Origin of the sequence: Miniphocaeibacter massiliensis (assembly GCF_900232905.1) — a bacterium.
Taxonomy (GTDB): Bacteria; Bacillota; Clostridia; order Tissierellales; family Peptoniphilaceae; genus Miniphocaeibacter; species Miniphocaeibacter massiliensis.
This window is the reverse complement of the sequence record NZ_OCTQ01000001.1, coordinates 47,488-65,648: the sequence shown is the minus strand read 5'-3', so window position 1 is coordinate 65,648 and position 18,161 is coordinate 47,488. Positions and strand designations below refer to the sequence as shown.

Sequence of the window (18,161 nt, the reverse complement as noted above, 5' to 3'; positions counted from 1 at the left end):
ACGCCTCCTTTAAAATCTATTCAGATTTTTCTTTAAAGTTGACCATACCTACTAATTTTTCTACAGCTTTCTTTTTATTTAAGCTTTCTGTAACAATACTTATATTTCCAGATTTTTTCATATTATTTATAAATTTTTCTTTGTTTTTTGAATCGTATTGCTCTGCTAAAATATTTAATTCTTCTTCTACCTCATCTTCAGAAGCTTCAATTTTTTCTGCTTCTATAAATGCTTCTAATGCTAAGTCAGACTTAACTTTTTTCTCTGCATTTGGTTTTAACTCTTCTTTAGTAGATTCTTCATTTGAGTTAGTTATAGAAAAGTATTGTTCAGCATTTAAGCCCATTCCTTGTATCCTATATAAAAAGTCTTCATATTGACGATCTACTTCGCCATTAATCATAGATTCTGGTATTTCAACTTCCATTACATCTATTAAAGCTTCTACAGCTTTGTTTTCTTTGTCTATTTTTTCTCTTTCTTTATTTTGTTTTTCTAAATCTTTTTTAATATTTTCTTTATACTCATCTAAAGTATCAAATTCAGAAACATCTTTAACAAATTCATCATCTAACTCTGGTAAAACTTTTTCTTGAATTGAATTTAATTTCACTTCAAAAACAACAGCTTTTCCTTTAAGACTTTCTTCATTGTAATCTTCTGGGAAAGTAACATTAACATCAAATTCTTCTCCAATGTTTTTACCCACTATTTGATCTTCAAAACCTGGGATAAATGTATTAGAACCAAGAGTTAAATCATATCCTTCAGCTTTTCCACCTTCAAATTCAACACCGTCAAGTTTTCCATTAAAGTCAATATTTACTATATCATCTAATTTTGCTGACCTATCTTCAACAGAAACCATTCTTGAGTTAGCTTCTAATTCACTATTTATTTTTCTATCGATATCTTCATCTTTAACTTGATATGAATCAATTTCTGCTTCTAAAGATGAATAATCATTTAATTTTGGTTCTGGTTTAACATCTACTTCAAATTTAATTTTAATTGGATTTTCTCTATCTAATTCATCTATATCTATTTCTGGGTTATCTACTGGATCCAATTTTAATTCATCAAGTGCATTTTCATATACTTCTGGTAACAATATATTAATAGCATCTTCATAAAAAATACCTTCTCCATAATTCATTTCAATTATTTTTCTAGGTACCTTTCCCTTTCTAAATCCTGGAATTGAAAATCTTTTTTTATTTTTTAAATAAGCTTTTTGAATAGCTCCTTCGAATTTATCTTGTTGCACTTCTACAGTAAAAACTGCTCTGTTTTTTTCCTTATTTACTAAAACTGCGCTCATTATATTCCTCCATTTTTTAATATGCATTCACATTTAATCAGTATACCATATTTTTTTTACTTTTGCATTAAAAAAGACTACAATAGTAGTCTTTTATTTTAATCCATAATACTTAGCTATTTCAGATGCCATATTCTTAGCCAAAGTTGTTGCTCTATCTTCATATTTCTTTATTTCTGTATAATTATCATGGAAACAATGTTCTATTAACATTCCAGCTGTTGCACCATTATTTCTTAATACACCATAGTAATTATGGTTAGGGTTTACTCCAGATGTATTTTCGCCATAAAGTCTTTTCTTAACCCCTCTATTCGTAATATTTAATGTGCTTGAAATATTAGACGTTAAATTACTAGCAAGTTTTTCAGCTCCTGTTCTTTGAACATCATTATATATTTCAACACCTGTTCCTCCACCTGCATTAGTGTGTAATGATATAAATAAATTGTATCCTTTAGCCGCTTCTCCCCTAGGTGCTAAGTCAGGATTCGCACTTATACTAGATCTTGTAGTTCCTACTTTAATTCCATAAGCTTCCAATTCTTTCTTTAAAAGTAATGAAAAATAATAATTTCCATCACCTTCGTTTTTCCACTTTGGACCTACATAACCTCTATTATGAGTTGAGCCTGCACCATGACCAGGATCTAATAATATACTTACTTTACTAACTCCTCCAGAACCAGATCCACCACCAGTACTTGTCGAAAATACAATATTTCTTAAATTAGTCTCAAATTTTGCACTTACAGCAGCTGTTCCTCCAAATATATAAACCCCTTTTAATTCTTTAATCCCATTTATATATGTTTTCAAATTACTACTAACTGTATTTCCTTCTACTACAATTATAGGTGAATCATTAACTCCAGCAACTGCAGCTCCTGGAAGTGCATCTGCATAAGTTGTTCCTGTTGCAATATTTATTATCTTAGTATTTGGAAAATATTTTTTTGCAATAGCCATGCTTGTTCCATATCTATCCGCTCCAAATACTCTACTAGATTTTTTGCTCTTAATTACAGTATCTACTTCTTTTTTTACTTTTTCACTTATTGTTGCATCTCCACCTATAATAATTGCATCTTTATAACCTGCTGATTTTATAGCTGATTTGACACCAGATGTCATAGAATTTTTTGATACGCATAATACTGGGTAAGCTTTACTTGCTGACAAAGATGCTGCTGACAAAGAATCATAGTAACTTGTACCTGACATTATAATAACTGTTCCTCTGTTTGTTATACTTATTAAATCTTTAGATACTAGTACTGAAGTATCATAAGCGTCTTTTCCTGCAAATCTTTTTTTAGCAGATATACCATTATTCTTTAATTCTTTTTCTACTTTTTCACTTATTACCGCTTTTCCACCAATTATATATATATCCTTAACTTTTAACCTTTTAATTTCATTAAGTGTATCTGAAGTCAATGAATCTTTTTGTACTAATAATATTGGTGCACTCTTTTGTTTTGCAAAAGCTGCCGCAACTGACATATCACTAGGGCTGTTTCCGTTTACCAATACTACAGCTTTAGCTTCAGTTCCTTTCCCTGAACCCTTAGGTGTATATTTAGATTTTGATACTTTAACTGCTGTTGAGTATCTGTTAGCCCCTTGGTATCTTTCAAATAATGTCGATGATGTACTTGTTGTAGATGCTGACATTGTACTTCTTGTTACTTGTTTCTTCTCAACAACATCTTCTACAACTGTTGTATAAGTTGATTTTAATGTAATATCTATAGAAGTACTATATCCTTGGACTTCTAAATTAACTTTATAATTTCCAGAATTTAAAGTATAGTTTTCTGGAACTGATATTGTTGAGGAAAATCCATCATTAAAAATAAAAAACTCTCCTGAATTATTATCATCTGATATAGTAGCTTTAACTTCTACATAATTTCCAAGATTATTATATCCCTTTATCTTTGTTAAACTATACTCTAAATTCTTACCTTCAATAGATGTATTATCTATTCCAGAAATATCTATATAACCATCTTTTCTTCCCGTCATTTCTTCTAAGCTATTGTATACGATAACTTCCTCATGGTTTACTTCAGAAAGGCTAGATTCAATTAATTTCCAAGTTCCCACTTCATCAAATTTTAATTTAAAATAATAAAAACCAGTATCCTCATTGAGCTCTGCTGTAAATTCTTTATTATTTCCATTCCCATCTTCAAATATTAATTTTGATCCTTCAGTTATATTATCCCCACTTATAGAATTAATATAGGTTGAATTTCCTTTAACAATTTTTGTATCGCTTATATTAAGCATCTTATTATCTTCTGCATATGAAACTTTACTACTGGTAACCACTCCAATAAATACAGAAAGCAACAAAGAAATCAATAAAATAATTGTTATTATTCTCTCTTTTGTTTTATTCATGTTCTCCTCCTAATTTTCTCCCATTTGTAACCACCATTATATAATACTCCTACCTATAAAATCAAATTTATATGATGGATATTTTTATAAAATATGTTAAAATGACATTATTAATATAAAAATATCACTATTAGGAGTATGTTTTGGAAATATTAGAAAATCAATTAATACGCGCTGTTTTGATAAAAGACAGAGATAAGGCTAGGACTTTATCAGAATCAATAGTTAGATACATATCTGAAAATAGCGCTAGTTTTGAATACTTCAAGTCATATCTTGTACAATTTAATGGTATTTTTTATTGGAATACGATAAAAAATATAACCGACTTTGAATTTACAAATTCTATTTTAAAAGAGAGAAATAATTTTTTATTAAATATTCTTAATACTTTTGATATGAATTCTTTAAATAAAGTTTTTGAAAGAATGATAGACTTTTATACAGCTTCTCAAAATGAATTAATATACAATTGTAAAAATTCATTAGTCAAAACTATGCTTATTTATATTTATAATAATTGTAATCAAAAAATCTCATTAGACTTATTAGCTTGTACTTTCCATTTAAGTAAATCTTACGTTTCAAATCTAATTTCAAGACACGTGAGCATAAGTTTACCTATAATTTTACTTAATTTTAGAATGGAAAAAGCAAAAACGTTGTTAATAGACAGTAACTTACCTATTAATGAAATTTCAAAACTTTCAGGTTTTGATAGTACATCTTATTTTTGTCATCAATTTAAAAATGTTCATAATTTAACACCAAAACAATTTAGAGCAAAAAATTACAAAAATATATAAAAGCCAGAGCTACACTCTGGCTTTTATATATTTATTTTTCTTTTCCTTTAGGACTACAACTGTTTATTTTGCATGAACTGCATCCACAATCACAAGTAGTTCCCTTTTTTTTGACATGAATAATTGCAAATACCACTGCAACTATTATTATTCCTAAAATTATTAGAGTTGGTAACATATTACCCCTTCTTTCCTTGCTCTAAAATATAAATCTTTTATAATTTTCCTGTAAGTTCTCTTTTCTTACTTGCTCTAAATAGCAAGAATAAATAAACCAACAATATTACTATTGCAACTCCTGTCCAAATATTTAAAGCTTCTCCTAAAATTAGAATTCTACCAAATTGATATATCATAAGTGCAATTGTATATGAAAACAATACTTGATAAGCAATTGTAGCCAATGTCCATTTTGCACTCTTCATTTCAGATCTTATTGCTCCTACAGCTGCAAAACAAGGAACTGTTAATTGGTTAAACATCATAAAACTCATTGCTGTAACAGTTGTAAAAGATTTAGCTGCAAATTCCAATAAAGTAGGATCATCTGCTCCTAATTCTCCAAGTCCTGAAACTACACCATACGTTCCAACTACCATTTCTTTAGCAACAAGTCCCATTATTGAAGCAACCGTAGCTGTCCAATCTCCAAATCCTAAAGGAGCAAATATTGGTGCTATAAATCTACCTATAGCTTCTAATATTGAATGGCTATCGTCAGAGAACTCAACAAATTTTCCAGTTGTACTAATATTACTTAATAACCAAATAACTATTGATGAAAGTAAAATTATAGTTCCAGCTTTTATAATAAATGCCTTAAGTCTTTGCCAAGTTGTTCTTAAAATATTACTTAAAATCGGCATATGATATGCTGGCAATTCCATTACAAATGGTGCTGCCTCTCCAATAAATGCTTTTGTTTTCTTTAAAATTACACCACTTATTATTACTGCTAAAATACCTGCAAAGTAACAAATTGGTGCAAACCACCATTTCCCAACAAATATTGCCCCTGCAAACAACGCTATAATATCTGTTTTTGCACCACAAGGCATAAAACTTGCAACCATTATTGTAAGTCTTCTATCTTTGTCTGACTCAATTGTTCTAGTTGCCATAATTCCTGGAATCGAGCATCCCATTCCTATTAGAATAGGAATAAAAGATTTACCAGAAAGTCCAAATTTTCTAAGAACTCTATCTAGTATAAATGCAATTCTAGACATATATCCTATATCTTCTAGTATTGCTATGAAGAAATACAAGAAAGCAATTACTGGCAAGAATCCTATTACACCACCAACACCACCAATAATACCATCAACTACTAAACTAATTAACCAGTCTGCTACTCCCCAGCCTTCAAGTAGATTTGTTGCTCCACCTTGAATTATTCCTTCTATTAAAGTTCCATTAACCCATTCTCCTACAATATCATTTCCTACCTTAATTGATATGTAGTAAATAGCAAACATAAAAACTGCAAATATAGGAATGGCTAAAAATCTATTTGTTACAACTCTATCTATTTTATCTGATGTAGTAAGTCCAGCTCTCTTATTCTTTACTATATGCTTTGTAATTTTACTTACAAATGTATATCTAGCATCGGTAATAATTCCTTCACCGTCATCATCAAACTCGTTTTCCATTCGTTCTGTAATTTCTTTTACCTTACTTAGTTCAGAACTGTCCAAGTTTAATTTTTCAAATATTTTTTCATCATTTTCCAATAATTTTATTGCTAAAAATCTTGAAGCTATACTATTCTTTATTTTTGATGAAACTTCTTCTGTAGATGTTATAAATTTTTCTAGTTCAGCACTATACTCTTCTTTTATTACTACTTTTCTATCTTTTTCCTTTTTACATGTATCTATTAATTCTTCAATACCTGTTTTTCTCAGCGCAGATATTTTTACCACTTTACAGCCTAAATGATCTTCAAGTTCATCTGTTAAAATCTTCTCTCCTGTTTTGTCAACTAAATCCATCATATTTAAGGCAACCACTACAGGAAGCCCTAGCTCTATCAATTGAGTTGTTAAATATAAATTTCTTTCCAAATTAGTTGCATCTATAATGTTAATAATAACATCTGGCTTCTCATTTATTAAATAATCTCTTGATACCACTTCTTCTAAAGTGTACGGTGATAAAGAATAAATACCAGGTAAATCTACAATCCTAATATCTTGCTCTTTTTTATATAATCCTTCTTTTCTTTCTACAGTTACCCCTGGCCAGTTTCCTACATATTGAGAACTTCCTGTTAATAAATTAAATAATGTAGTTTTACCACTGTTGGGGTTACCTGCTAAAGCTATCGTAATACTCATTTAAATCTCCTCTACTTCAATAATTTCAGCATCTTGTTTTCTTAATGTTAATTCATAACCCCTAATTGTTATTTGAACAGGATCTCCTAATGGAGCAACTTTTCTTATATGAATTTCGGCACCTTTTGTTATCCCCATATCCATAATTCTACGTCTTACTGCGCCAGTACCATTAATTTTACTGACTTTGTAATATTTGCCTACTTCAGAATTATTCAATGTAATCAATAAACACACACCTCCTAAATGGTATCTACCATTATCCTATTGCTTAACTCTTTTCCTATAGCAACTCTACTACCCTTAACACTAATAATTAAGTTTCCTTGTACTTCGTTAACTATAGATACTTCTGAATCAATGACAAATCCTAAATTAGTTAATTGTTTTTGTTGTGCATCTTTTCCCTTAATTTTTATTATTTTTAAGGGTACACCTATTGGCGCTATTGTTAATATCATAAAATTCTCCTTAAATCAAAATAAATAATTGCAAAAAAAAAGCCTACTAAGGCTTGCTAATGTACGATAAAATATAAATATATTCTACTAAATATTATACAACAAAAATTCAATTCTCCAATACTTCTATCAAACAATAACCATTTAGTATAAAATTACACTGTATTCTGTCAAGCAAAAGCCTAATTGATAATAATTATTTTTACAATTTAATTATATACCCATTGATATTTTTTATCAATACTATTTTTTAACATTGCCGTTTTCTTATATAAAATATTAAAATATTATGCTTTCTATCTTGTAAATTTAAGTGTTAATTTTCTTTATTATAGTTTATAATTAATTCTTTACTAAACTATATCAAAAGCCTGTAAAATTGCAATTATTCCAGAAAATATCCCAATTATTTTTGCTAATATAGTAATAATTTTTTTCGTTTTATCTGCCTTAATTGGTTATATATTGTTTTCATTTATTTTAATATTTTTATCCCTAGTAATTCTAAACCTATTTGTTCAAAAAACCTACCGTAGTTCCAAAAATACCAAGCATCAAAAATAAATTTGAAATTATTCTTAATATTATAAAAATATTTTCTATATCGTAATTATTAGAAACTTAAAAAATATAATTCCCATTCCAATGGAGTCTAATCCCTCTCCCTTTGGTAATTTTTTAGCTTCTATCCCTAATCCTACAAATCCAATAATAATACAAATTATATTTATGATAAAAGTAACAGTTTTATTACCAAATAATCAGGAATAATTGTAAATATTACTGATTATAAAATAAAAGTAATGCCTAAAATAAAACCTGTAACTTGATTTTTATTCATAAATTTCTCCGTAAAATTTATTTCTTACAATTCCGTATTAATAAAATATTCTAAATTTTTAATATTATAATTTAAAATTAAATTTTTATTAAATCCATACTCTTTAATAATTTCTTCTGATTTTGAAACATCTCCAACTTCTGTTGAAAAATGTGTATCGGTATTCATAATTATTGTAGTTCCATATTTATCACATTTTTCCAACATTTCCAATATATTACTTTTGCTATTAATCCTAAAACTTTCTTCTACCAATGAAGAATTGTTAATTTCTATAGCTACATTGTATTCCTTAGCTACTCTAGCTATTTCATCAAAATCCATTATATAATATCCATCATCTAAATGTCCTAGAATATTAACATATTTATTTTCTATTGCTCCAATAACTGCTGTAGTATTTTCTTTTTTGCTACCTGCAGCTATACAATTTCTATGAAGACTTGCAATAACATAATCTACAACTGGTAGCATGTCTTGCTCATATATTGTACCCCTAAAATCAAATATATTAGCTTCCATTCCCTTTAATATTCTAACATCATTTATAACCTTAGGTATTACTTTGAAATTTGAAAAAACAAATCTATTGGTTGTATCTTTCATTCCATATCCATGTTCTGACCAACCAAAAACCTCTAATCCTATTTCAGAAGCCCTAGCTATATTTTCATTTAACGTTGAATAGGCATGACTGCAAGCTATTGTATGTGTATGCAAATCCATTAAATTTTTCATATTATTCTCCTAACTCTAAGTTTGGATATACCTTTAAATCTAATTCATCTTTTTTTCCATTAACATAATCATAATAGGCTGCACTTCCTATCATTGCAGCATTATCAGTACAAAGAATTTTACTAGGATAATACACTTTTATTCCTTGCTCTTTGCCAACTTTTTCAGCCATTTCTATCAATTTTGAATTTGCTGCAACTCCTCCTGAAATAACAAGTTTTTTCATATCCTTTTCTTTTAATAATCTAAATGATTTTTCTATTAATACATCTAATACAGCCTGTTGGAAGCTAGCACAAACATCTGCTATATTTATTTCATTCCCCTTTTGTTTTTCGTTGTTTATATAATTCAAAACAGCTGTTTTTAAACCACTAAAACTAAAATCATAAGTTTTCTTGTCTATTATTACTCTAGGAAACTCAATTGCACTAGCATCTCCAATCTTTGCAAGTTTATCTATTTCAGGACCTCCTGGATATGAAAGACCTAAAGCTCTTGCAATCTTATCAAAAGATTCTCCTGCCGCATCATCCCTAGTCCTTCCTATTATTTCATAATCATTATAATTTTTTACATCTATTAAATAAGTATGTCCTCCAGAAACCACAAGACCAATAAATGGAGGCTCTAAATCTTTATGAGCAAGATAGTTTGCACAAATATGTCCTTCCATATGATTAACTCCCACCAAAGGAATATCTAAAGCATAAGAAATAGCCTTTGCTGATGAAATCCCTACTAATAAAGCCCCTATAAGCCCTGGGCCTTTAGTACAAGCTACCATATCTAAATCTTTAAAATCCATATTTGCTTCTCTTAACGCTTCTTCTATTATTAAATTGATACTTTCCAAATGCATTCTACTTGCTATTTCTGGTACAACACCACCATAAACTCTATGAGTTGTTATTTGCGATGATATTATATTTGACAATATTTCTCTTCCATTTCTTAAAACAGCAACTGATGTTTCATCACATGATGTTTCAATAGCTAGAATATTTAAATTATTCAAATCTTTCTCCTAAATCTAATCTCATTAAAAATCCATCTTCTACTGGATTTTTATAGTAATCTTTTATTTTTGACATCTTTTTAAATCCATATTTTTCATATAGACCTATAGCTTCAACGTTTCCTTGCCTTACTTCTAAAGTAATGTTATTTATTCCTATATCATTGCAATAATCTATTATAAACTCAAATGCTCTCTTTCCATATCCTTTTCCACGCTCTTCTTCTAAAATTCCTATATTGTGTATTTGACATTCATCTATAATAATTTGCATACCAAAATATCCTATAATTTCATTGTTTTTTACTATCGCAAAGTAATGATTGTACTCATATTTTATTATTTCTCTAAAACTATTATACGACCATGGACTTGAAAAAATTTTCTTTTCTATATCTGAAACACGATATAAATCATCATATTTCATTTTTCTTATAGCTAGCAAGTTTTCTTCCTTTTCTCTAAATCTCTCTCTGCTTGAGATTTTCTAATATATTCAGGTTTTAAGCTCAGGTAATTTTCATCATTTAATTCTTCTTTTTTTTCAAAGGCTAAAGAACATAAACTTCTCCCTATGCAGCTATTAATTGATGAAGGTGCTATAAAAGATTTACTATTACCAGATATTTCTTCTAAAATATCTTCTGTGAATTCTCCTACAAAAATAATTTCTTCATTTAAATTTTTTAATTTCTCTACCAATTCTTCAAAATATATTAAATTATCTTTTTCTATATTAATAATCTTTCCATTATCATTTTTATAAATACCATAGTAAACTCTACCACCTCTAGCATCTAAAATTGGAACTATCAATTTTTCTGTAACAATTTGTGAGGATATGGCTTCTAATGTAGATATCCCAATAATAGGTTTTTCATTTATTTGTGCAAATGTTTTTGCAACAGTCATTCCTATTCTTAGTCCTGTAAAAGATCCTGGACCTTTACCTACTACATAAAGATCTATCTCTGATAGTTTTATATTTAATTTCTCCAATAAATCATTTACCATTGGAACTAAAGTTTCACTATGTGTCAATTTTTGATTTACATTATAATCTCCTACAATAATCCCATCTTCCATAACAGAACAGCTTGAAATCATTGTAGAAGTATCAATACTTAATATTTTCATCTTTTTCTAATCTTTCTATCAATTTATTTTCTAGTTTATTTTTTCCCTCAATAACAAATTCTCTTTGAGTATCTCCTACTTTATTAATTTTAATTTCTATATAATATTTTGGCAAGTAACTGCTAGCTCTTTCTGCCCATTCAACTAAAGTTATCCCATCTGGATAATAGTAAGTATCTATATCTATACTCTCTACTTCACTTTCATCTTCAATTCTATAAAGATCTAAATGGTTTAATTCTTTATCTCCATTATAACTATTTACAAGCGAAAAAGTTGGACTAGTTACATAATTTTGTATATTTAAAGCATCTGCAAACATTTTTGTAAAAGTTGTTTTTCCAGCTCCCATCTCTCCATTTAGAGAGATTAATGTTCCATTATCTATATATTTAGATATTGCTTTTGCAAATTTATTTGTATCAATTTCGTTCTTGGATATATATTTAAACATTTTACCTCCTTAATCTATCATAAAAAAAAGAACCTGTGGGTTCTTTTATTTTTTATTTAAAACTGGTCTTAGTGGCTTGTAGAGCGTAGTTGCTACTACTGCATTTAAAACTCCCTTTACCACATTAAATGGTACTATAGAAAACAATAAAAATGTTGGAACACTATTTACTAGTGGATTTGTCTTAGAAATAATTTTTGCCCAATCTGACATATTGGCTCCATATAATGGAAATATTACATAATAATTACTTATTACTGCTAAAATCGTCATTAACATTACTCCTGTACTAAGAGCAAATATAGCACTTTTAAGTGTTCTTTTTCTTTTGTAAATAAAGGATGCTGTTAGTACAAACGCAGATGATACAACTAAATTAGATATTTCACCAATTCCACCTGTTGAAGAACCTTGAACTATAAGATTTAATATAAGTTTAATAACTATTACTAAAAAACCATATAATGGACCAAATGTAAAACCTGCTATGATAGCTGGCACCTCTGCTATATCCACACTCATAAATGGTGGTGCAAACGGAAGTGGAACCTTAGCAAACATTAAAATCATAGCTATAGCACCTAATAATGCTACTTTAATCATCCTTGACAAACTTTCGTTTCTCATTTTATATCTTCCTCCTCAATATTGAGGGGCGTAAAAAAGCCCCAAATATTCTTCGGGGCATTTTAATATACTAGATATTTAAAAGCTCTCTTCTTTCATCCAGACTATACTGTCGGTATTGGAATTACACCAATTCAACCTTTCGGCTCGCGGACTTTACCGCCGGTGAGGAATTTAACCTCGCCCTGAAGATATACTTATTATAGCATTACAATTTATCTTATTCAAGATATATTAATCTTTTTGAATTTTATTACTCTTCTTCATCTATTATTTCTAAATTTCCATTATAATTGCCATAAAAAACTGCAAAAATCCCAAATAAATCATCAATCTGTACTCCTTTTAATGTCTTTGCTGACAAAGTTATTGCTGGGAATCCCATTTTTATATTTGTTTTAGCTCCAAATCGTACATTTTTATCCATGCTTTCAACATACTCTTCTTCATTCTCTATCTCTATACATATTAATTTTGTTGATGCTACTTCTCCCATAGATATATCTTTCACGTCTTTCCAACATATAAAAGGATATTTTTCAGAATAAGATTGATACTTATTATAATATCCATCTTTGTTAAATATAAGTACAGGTTCTCTTTTAAATAAATTTTTAACACTATATACTATTGCTACAATAAAAACTACTGTTCCTACTACTGAAAAAATTATCGATATTAACGGGGTAAAAATATCTATCTTGTTTCTATATATTCCTAAGTAAATTGAAGCAACTACAAGTAATAGCGCTAAAAAAAGCACTCCTACATTTTTCATCTTACTTTCATATATCTCTATTACTTTATTCTCTATATTTAAATCTTCAAGTCCAAAATTTTCCAAATTTACTTAACATCCTTTCTTTAATATTGTTCTTCTATCCCATTTTCATATTTATATCTGCTATAAAAAGTTCCAAATAAATGAAATAGTTCCTTATTATTGAACCCTTTTAAAGAATTTGCTGAAAGACATATAGCTGGAAATCCCATTTTTATATTTGCTTTTATTCCCATTCTCATAGTTTTACTCATACTCTCAACATATTCTTCTTCATCCTCTATATCAATACAAACAAAACTTTCAGTAAACATATCTTTCAAAGAAACTTTTTTAACTCTAGACCAAGGTATAAATGGTATCTCTTTTGAATAAGATTGTTTTTTATTTAAAAATCCTTCTTTGTTCAATACAATAACTGGGTCTCTTCTAAATGATTGTTTAAATATAAAAATAAAACAAAATCCAAAAAATAAAATTACTACTACACCTGCTACAAACATAAATACCATTTTTATAGATTCAATTCCATTATCCAAAATGACAAAAATAATAAGTGCTCCCATTAATGTCATAATTAAAGACATAAAAAACAAAACTATATTTTTAAATTTACTCTCGAAAATTTCTATTATTTCATATGTTTCATTAAAATCATTCATATTATCCTCCTAATTATAGCCTAGACGATTATAACATATTAATTACTGTTATATTTAATGATATAATCATTTATGAAAAAATATTTTAATGAGGTGTAATTATGAATAATTTAACTGATAAATTAATGAATTTTATAGATAATAGTCCTTCTGTTTTTCATGTAATTGAAAACTTTGAAAAATCTTTAATGTCAAAAGGTTATAAAAAACTACAACGAGATGAAAAATGGAATTTAGAAAAAAAAGGAAAATATTATTTAACAAATAATAGTAGTACATTGATTGCTTTTCAATTAGGAAGTGATTTAGAAAATAATTTTTTTAGAATTATAGGCTCTCACAGCGACTCTCCTACTTTTAGAGTTAAACCATCACCTGAGATGTTTGAGAAAAAACATTTTGTAAAATTAAATACAGAAGTTTATGGTAGTCCTATTTTAAGTACTTGGTTTGATAGACCACTTTCTTTAGCTGGTAGAGTTACTTTAAAATCCAATGATTTATTTAATCCAGAATCTGAAAATGTAAATATAGATAAAAATTTATTAATTATTCCAAACTTAGCTATTCATATGAATCGTGAAATAAATAATGGCTATACTTACAATAAACAAAAAGATACTCTTCCTTTAATTGGGTTAATTAACGATGAATTAGAAAAAGAAAATTATCTTTTAAATATACTTTCCGAAGAATTAAATGTAGATATAGAAGATATTTTGGACTTTGATCTATTTCTTTATGATAGGCAAAAAGGTGAATATGTTGGAAATAACAATGAGTTTTATACCATTGGTAAAATTGATAATTTAGGTATGGCTCATGTTAGTATGGAAGCTCTTTTAGATTCTGATATTTCTGAATTTACAAAAGTAATTTTAGTTTCCGATAATGAAGAAATAGGTTCTCAAACTAAACAAGGTGCTGGTTCTCCATTTTTAAGGGATACTCTAGAAAGAATAATTACTTCAACTGGTGGTAATTTTGAAGATTTTGACATAGCCATAGATAAATCTTTTATAATTTCTTCTGACCAAGCACATAGTGTTCACCCTAATTATCTTGAAAAAAATGATCCTACTAACTTTTCTTTAATCAACCAAGGTCCTGTTGTAAAAGTATCTGCAAGAATGAACTATACTAGCGATGCATATTCATCTGCAATATTTGCTAACCTATGTAAAAAGGCAAATGTTCCTGTCCAATACTTTGTAAATCGCTCTGATATTTTAGGAGGATCTACAATTGGACCAATGACGACTCAAAATTTAAATATTAAATCTGTAGATATTGGAAACCCTATACTTTCTATGCACTCTATAAGAGAATTAGGTGGTGTAAAAGACCAAGAATATATTTATAAAGTTTTTTTAGAGTTTTATAAATAAGAGAAAAAATCAGCTATATTTAAATATAGCTGATTTTTATTTGCAATTTTTTTCACTTTGTTCTTCTAAATACTCTTTTATTTCACAGTTACTTAATTTTCTTATTTCAGTATTAGGATATACTTTATATTCTTTATTTGAATAAACTGGATTTTTAAAGTTTCCTTTTTTATCTTTATTTTTTGACAAATACTTTTTAAAGTCCTCTTCACTTGAAAATATCTTATAAGACTTTCTTCCATTTTTTGCAATTATTTCATATATACCACAAATTTTCTTCTCTTTTGCTTCTGCCGTTCGTAAATATAAAATAGCTAATTCTAAAGACTTGAATGGGAAATTCCACCTTCTAAGTCCACGCTTTTTATCTTTTTCTATACATATACATCTACCACAAGTTCCACAAATATATTGTGTATGTTTTTCAAGACATTCTTTAGCTTTTAATACTGGGGTTATTCTACTGTTGCTACTATAACATTCTGAACAAATTTCCATTAGATATCTCCTAACATATATTTATATATATTTAGTTTAACATCAACAACTGTTTTTTAATTTAATAATTACAAGTATTTTTTTATTACATTATAAAGTTTTTCATTATTTAAAATATAAGAAGAATGACTTTCTCCTTCAATTATTTCTAATTTAGAATTTTTTATATTTCTAGCTATTTTTTTAGTATGACTCTCCCTAACTATATCTTTAGATCCTGCCAAAACTATTACTGGTACTTGTATTTTACGTAAAAATTCTTTTTTTATATTTGGTTCTGTTGCCATTAATTTAACCTTAGGACTTTTATTAAATATATACGCTAGTTTTATTGGTATTAAAAATTTATTTTTCATACCAGATGGATACATATTTGCTCCTGCTATTATTAGTTTTGATAGTACATTCGGATATTTTCCTACAAGTATAAGTCCAGAGTTTCCACCATCTGAAAACCCAAATAAAATTGGATTTTGTATTTTAAGTCTATCTAAAAATGCTGCTACATCTTCTGCCATATCTTCATAATATAGTTCTTTTACCTCTTCACTTTTTCCATGACTTCTTGTATCTAACATATAAATTGTATATTCTTTTAAATGTTTAGGAATATCTTTGTATATGTCTAAAGTTTCTCCATTACCATGTAAGAATATTATAGATTTTTCACCTGTTCCATATTTTTCGTAATTTATATTTATACCGTTTACATTTACTATCAATTCTCGCCTCTTTATTTATTATTGAGATAATATATTGCAAGTTGTGTTCTATCTCTTAAATTTAATTTTTCTAAAATAACACTTATATAGTTTCTTACTGTTCCTTCACTTAAAAATAACTTTGCTGCTATTTCTTTGTTATTTAAACCTTCAGAAACTTCTTTTAATATACCTATTTCCTTTTGTGTCAATTCATTGCTTAAATCTACTTTACTTGGTTTATTTTCGTAAATGGCATTTATTACATCACCACCAAATACTTTTTGACCTGCACACACCGCTTTTATCGCTGGTACAATATTTTCGAAATCATCTTTTAATATATATCCATAAGCACCTAAAGAAATTGCAGACTTTATATATTCATCATCCATAAAAGTAGTTAAAAATAATACCTTTACAGCTAATTTTTTAGATACTATATAATTTAAGATATCTAACCCTGTTTTTTCTCCCATTCTAATATCGAGTAGTGCTATGTCAATTTTATTTGTTTCTAAAAGATTTATAGCATCATCATATCCATATCCTATACCTTTTACTTCTATTTCTTCATCAGACTCAACTATCGTTTTTAGAGCATATGTTATCATTTTGTCATCATCTACAATAATTATTTTCATATTTCCTCTTTTTCTATATTTATAAATATTCTAAATCCATTTTCATTTGACACTTGTAGTTGTCCATTAATAGTTTTCACTCTAGCTTCTATAGAATTTAGCCCTATCCCATACTTTAATGAACTTTTCTTACTACCATTATCTTTTACCAAAATATAAATATTATCTTCTGTTTCTCGTAAATTAATTTCTACAATTGTAGCATCTGAATGTTTAATAATATTATTTAAGCTCTCATTTATTATATATATAATAGAATATTTAAAGTTTAAGTCTTTTTCTTCATCTAAACTATAATTAAATACTATATCTGAAAAAGTATAGTCTTCAACTATTTTTTGTAGCTCATACCTTAAGTCAATATTATCTTCCTGCAAATTGTGTAAACTTCTTCTAAGTTCTGTCATAGATTCGTTCAAAGAACTTTTTATACTATTTAAATTTTGCTTTTTATTCTCATCTTTTTCTATAACAAGCATTGCTCCTATTTGAAGGATAGTTCTTGAAATAATATGTCCTACCCCATCGTGTATATCTCTTGCAATTCTATTTCTCTCATTTAGAATAGCGTTTTCTATACCTTTATCTTGTTGATCTATTAGTCTGTTATTTTCTTTCTGTAAAAATATCTGTGTCTCTTTTGAATCTATTACAAAATTCCTATATTTTTCTTCTATAAGGTAATTTTTTATATCTTTCATTTTTATTGTAAAAGCAAAAATTATCACTACTGAAACAAAAGTGAAATACTTATATTCTAATGCATAAAACACTAAAACTTCAGATATTGTAAATAATATTATATTTATAAAATTTTCTTCTCTTAATAAATAATACATAAATACAGGAATAAAAAAAGCAAATTTATATTCATAAAATATTAATGCAAAAAATAAAATACAGGTTAAATTCTGGTAAATTTTATTTTTACATAAAAATAAAATCCCCAAAAATCCTAGACAAATTACAGCTATTAAAGAATTGCCTATAGGAAAATTTAATATTAAATATATTGTTGTCACAAGCCAAATAATTAAAGAACTTTTTATATTACTCATACTTCCTCCACCCTTATTTTAGCATATTAACAATATTTAATTTAACATTAACATACCTAAATCCATATAAAATTACTTATTACTTACATTTTAACTTTTTAATTATTTAGTAACTTCTTGTATCATTCTAAACTTTGTTTTGATTTATATATATATTAATAACTATTATGACATTTGTCATATAAGTTGTGATTTTTTTCACTACTATAATTTGTCTATTTAACCGATAATATAATTACATTAAAAGTTAATTCTTTTAAACAGTAAAAATT

At 27.4% G+C, this 18,161-nt stretch carries 20 protein-coding genes and 1 riboswitch; of the genes, 2 read left to right on the top strand and 18 right to left on the bottom strand.

Annotated elements, in window-relative coordinates:
* Nucleotides 1–16: 16 nt before the first annotated feature.
* The gene (gene tig, locus CS899_RS00360) at nt 17–1,321 is read right to left on the bottom strand and encodes a trigger factor (protein WP_099202981.1); all 1,305 of its coding nucleotides are present in this window, start codon (nt 1,319–1,321) and stop codon (nt 17–19) included.
* Between the two features lie 93 nt (nt 1,322–1,414).
* Nucleotides 1,415–3,733, bottom strand: a complete 2,319-nt coding sequence (locus tag CS899_RS00355) for an N-acetylmuramoyl-L-alanine amidase (RefSeq protein ID WP_099202980.1) — start codon at nt 3,731–3,733, stop codon at nt 1,415–1,417.
* Between the two features lie 143 nt (nt 3,734–3,876).
* On the opposite strand from CS899_RS00355, the gene CS899_RS00350 reads away from it, so the two are divergent.
* On the top strand, nt 3,877–4,539 hold the full coding sequence (locus CS899_RS00350; protein ID WP_099202979.1) for a helix-turn-helix transcriptional regulator: 663 nt from the start codon (nt 3,877–3,879) through the stop codon (nt 4,537–4,539).
* A 31-nt stretch (nt 4,540–4,570) separates the two neighbouring features.
* Here CS899_RS00350 and CS899_RS00345 read toward each other — a convergent pair whose 3' ends face one another.
* The 12 genes from CS899_RS00345 to CS899_RS00290 form a co-directional block, all read right to left on the bottom strand.
* Nucleotides 4,571–4,717 carry a FeoB-associated Cys-rich membrane protein gene (locus CS899_RS00345; RefSeq protein ID WP_099202978.1) on the bottom strand — a complete coding sequence of 49 codons (147 nt, stop codon included), beginning with the start codon at nt 4,715–4,717 and terminating at the stop codon, nt 4,571–4,573.
* 37 nt (nt 4,718–4,754) lie between these two features.
* Nucleotides 4,755–6,881, bottom strand: a complete 2,127-nt coding sequence (gene feoB / locus CS899_RS00340) for a ferrous iron transport protein B (RefSeq protein WP_099202977.1) — start codon at nt 6,879–6,881, stop codon at nt 4,755–4,757.
* Nucleotides 6,882–7,106, bottom strand: a complete 225-nt coding sequence (locus CS899_RS00335; protein WP_207204730.1) for a FeoA family protein — start codon at nt 7,104–7,106, stop codon at nt 6,882–6,884.
* Between the two features lie 17 nt (nt 7,107–7,123).
* Nucleotides 7,124–7,342 carry a FeoA family protein gene (locus CS899_RS00330; protein WP_099202975.1) on the bottom strand — a complete coding sequence of 73 codons (219 nt, stop codon included), beginning with the start codon at nt 7,340–7,342 and terminating at the stop codon, nt 7,124–7,126.
* Nucleotides 7,343–8,207: 865 nt separating this feature from the next.
* Nucleotides 8,208–8,921, bottom strand: coding sequence for a phosphatase (locus tag CS899_RS00325; protein ID WP_099202974.1), 714 nt, complete (start codon nt 8,919–8,921; stop codon nt 8,208–8,210).
* Nucleotide 8,922: 1 nt separating this feature from the next.
* Nucleotides 8,923–9,939: a tRNA (adenosine(37)-N6)-threonylcarbamoyltransferase complex transferase subunit TsaD gene (tsaD, locus tag CS899_RS00320; RefSeq protein ID WP_099202973.1), complete on the bottom strand. Its 1,017-nt coding sequence runs from the start codon at nt 9,937–9,939 to the stop codon at nt 8,923–8,925.
* Entirely contained in the window at nt 9,932–10,384 is a 453-nt protein-coding gene (gene rimI, locus CS899_RS00315; RefSeq protein ID WP_099202972.1) for a ribosomal protein S18-alanine N-acetyltransferase, read from the bottom strand. The genes tsaD and rimI overlap by 8 nt, the downstream gene beginning before the upstream one ends.
* On the bottom strand, nt 10,378–11,076 hold the full coding sequence (gene tsaB / locus CS899_RS00310) for a tRNA (adenosine(37)-N6)-threonylcarbamoyltransferase complex dimerization subunit type 1 TsaB (RefSeq protein WP_099202971.1): 699 nt from the start codon (nt 11,074–11,076) through the stop codon (nt 10,378–10,380). The genes rimI and tsaB overlap by 7 nt, the downstream gene beginning before the upstream one ends.
* Nucleotides 11,057–11,530 (bottom strand): tRNA (adenosine(37)-N6)-threonylcarbamoyltransferase complex ATPase subunit type 1 TsaE, encoded by a 474-nt coding sequence (gene tsaE / locus CS899_RS00305; RefSeq protein WP_099202970.1) that lies wholly within the window; start codon nt 11,528–11,530, stop codon nt 11,057–11,059. Before tsaE ends, tsaB begins: the two co-directional genes overlap by 20 nt.
* A 45-nt stretch (nt 11,531–11,575) precedes the next feature.
* On the bottom strand, nt 11,576–12,157 hold the full coding sequence (locus CS899_RS00300; protein WP_099202969.1) for an ECF transporter S component: 582 nt from the start codon (nt 12,155–12,157) through the stop codon (nt 11,576–11,578).
* Between the two features lie 83 nt (nt 12,158–12,240).
* Nucleotides 12,241–12,354, bottom strand: a riboswitch (FMN riboswitch).
* Nucleotides 12,355–12,410: 56 nt separating this feature from the next.
* Complete coding sequence (locus tag CS899_RS00295; RefSeq protein ID WP_099202968.1) at nt 12,411–13,001, bottom strand: STM3941 family protein; 591 nt, start codon at nt 12,999–13,001, stop codon at nt 12,411–12,413.
* A gap of 20 nt (nt 13,002–13,021) precedes the next feature.
* Complete coding sequence (locus tag CS899_RS00290) at nt 13,022–13,600, bottom strand: STM3941 family protein (protein ID WP_099202967.1); 579 nt, start codon at nt 13,598–13,600, stop codon at nt 13,022–13,024.
* Nucleotides 13,601–13,701: 101 nt separating this feature from the next.
* Here CS899_RS00290 and CS899_RS00285 point away from each other — a divergent pair, with 101 nt between their 5' ends.
* Nucleotides 13,702–14,988: a M18 family aminopeptidase gene (locus tag CS899_RS00285; RefSeq protein ID WP_099202966.1), complete on the top strand. Its 1,287-nt coding sequence runs from the start codon at nt 13,702–13,704 to the stop codon at nt 14,986–14,988.
* A gap of 36 nt (nt 14,989–15,024) precedes the next feature.
* Here the strand turns inward: CS899_RS00285 and CS899_RS00280 are convergent, their stop codons facing one another.
* From CS899_RS00280 to CS899_RS00265, 4 genes are all read right to left on the bottom strand, one after another.
* The gene (locus CS899_RS00280) at nt 15,025–15,486 is read right to left on the bottom strand and encodes a hypothetical protein (RefSeq protein ID WP_242491839.1); all 462 of its coding nucleotides are present in this window, start codon (nt 15,484–15,486) and stop codon (nt 15,025–15,027) included.
* 68 nt (nt 15,487–15,554) lie between these two features.
* Nucleotides 15,555–16,208: an alpha/beta fold hydrolase gene (locus CS899_RS00275; RefSeq protein ID WP_164995804.1), complete on the bottom strand. Its 654-nt coding sequence runs from the start codon at nt 16,206–16,208 to the stop codon at nt 15,555–15,557.
* Between the two features lie 11 nt (nt 16,209–16,219).
* On the bottom strand, nt 16,220–16,831 hold the full coding sequence (locus CS899_RS00270) for a response regulator transcription factor (RefSeq protein WP_099202964.1): 612 nt from the start codon (nt 16,829–16,831) through the stop codon (nt 16,220–16,222).
* Entirely contained in the window at nt 16,828–17,889 is a 1,062-nt protein-coding gene (locus CS899_RS00265) for a histidine kinase (protein WP_099202963.1), read from the bottom strand. Before CS899_RS00265 ends, CS899_RS00270 begins: the two co-directional genes overlap by 4 nt.
* Between the last annotated feature and the right edge of the window lie 272 nt (nt 17,890–18,161).

What these genes read in the sequence shown, in the direction of transcription:
- CS899_RS00290 (WP_099202967.1), bottom strand. Translation starts at nt 13,600, where the DNA reads ATGAATGATTTTAATGAAACATATGAAATAATAGAAATTTTCGAGAGT.
- tsaE (WP_099202970.1), bottom strand. Translation starts at nt 11,530, where the DNA reads ATGTTTAAATATATATCCAAGAACGAAATTGATACAAATAAATTTGCA.
- CS899_RS00355 (WP_099202980.1), bottom strand. Translation starts at nt 3,733, where the DNA reads ATGAATAAAACAAAAGAGAGAATAATAACAATTATTTTATTGATTTCT.
- CS899_RS00300 (WP_099202969.1), bottom strand. Translation starts at nt 12,157, where the DNA reads ATGAGAAACGAAAGTTTGTCAAGGATGATTAAAGTAGCATTATTAGGT.
- CS899_RS00330 (WP_099202975.1), bottom strand. Translation starts at nt 7,342, where the DNA reads ATGATATTAACAATAGCGCCAATAGGTGTACCCTTAAAAATAATAAAA.
- CS899_RS00270 (WP_099202964.1), bottom strand. Translation starts at nt 16,831, where the DNA reads ATGAAAATAATTATTGTAGATGATGACAAAATGATAACATATGCTCTA.
- CS899_RS00280 (WP_242491839.1), bottom strand. Translation starts at nt 15,486, where the DNA reads ATGGAAATTTGTTCAGAATGTTATAGTAGCAACAGTAGAATAACCCCA.
- CS899_RS00265 (WP_099202963.1), bottom strand. Translation starts at nt 17,889, where the DNA reads ATGAGTAATATAAAAAGTTCTTTAATTATTTGGCTTGTGACAACAATA.
- feoB (WP_099202977.1), bottom strand. Translation starts at nt 6,881, where the DNA reads ATGAGTATTACGATAGCTTTAGCAGGTAACCCCAACAGTGGTAAAACT.
- tsaB (WP_099202971.1), bottom strand. Translation starts at nt 11,076, where the DNA reads ATGAAAATATTAAGTATTGATACTTCTACAATGATTTCAAGCTGTTCT.
- CS899_RS00325 (WP_099202974.1), bottom strand. Translation starts at nt 8,921, where the DNA reads ATGAAAAATTTAATGGATTTGCATACACATACAATAGCTTGCAGTCAT.
- CS899_RS00285 (WP_099202966.1), top strand. Translation starts at nt 13,702, where the DNA reads ATGAATAATTTAACTGATAAATTAATGAATTTTATAGATAATAGTCCT.
- CS899_RS00345 (WP_099202978.1), bottom strand. Translation starts at nt 4,717, where the DNA reads ATGTTACCAACTCTAATAATTTTAGGAATAATAATAGTTGCAGTGGTA.
- tig (WP_099202981.1), bottom strand. Translation starts at nt 1,321, where the DNA reads ATGAGCGCAGTTTTAGTAAATAAGGAAAAAAACAGAGCAGTTTTTACT.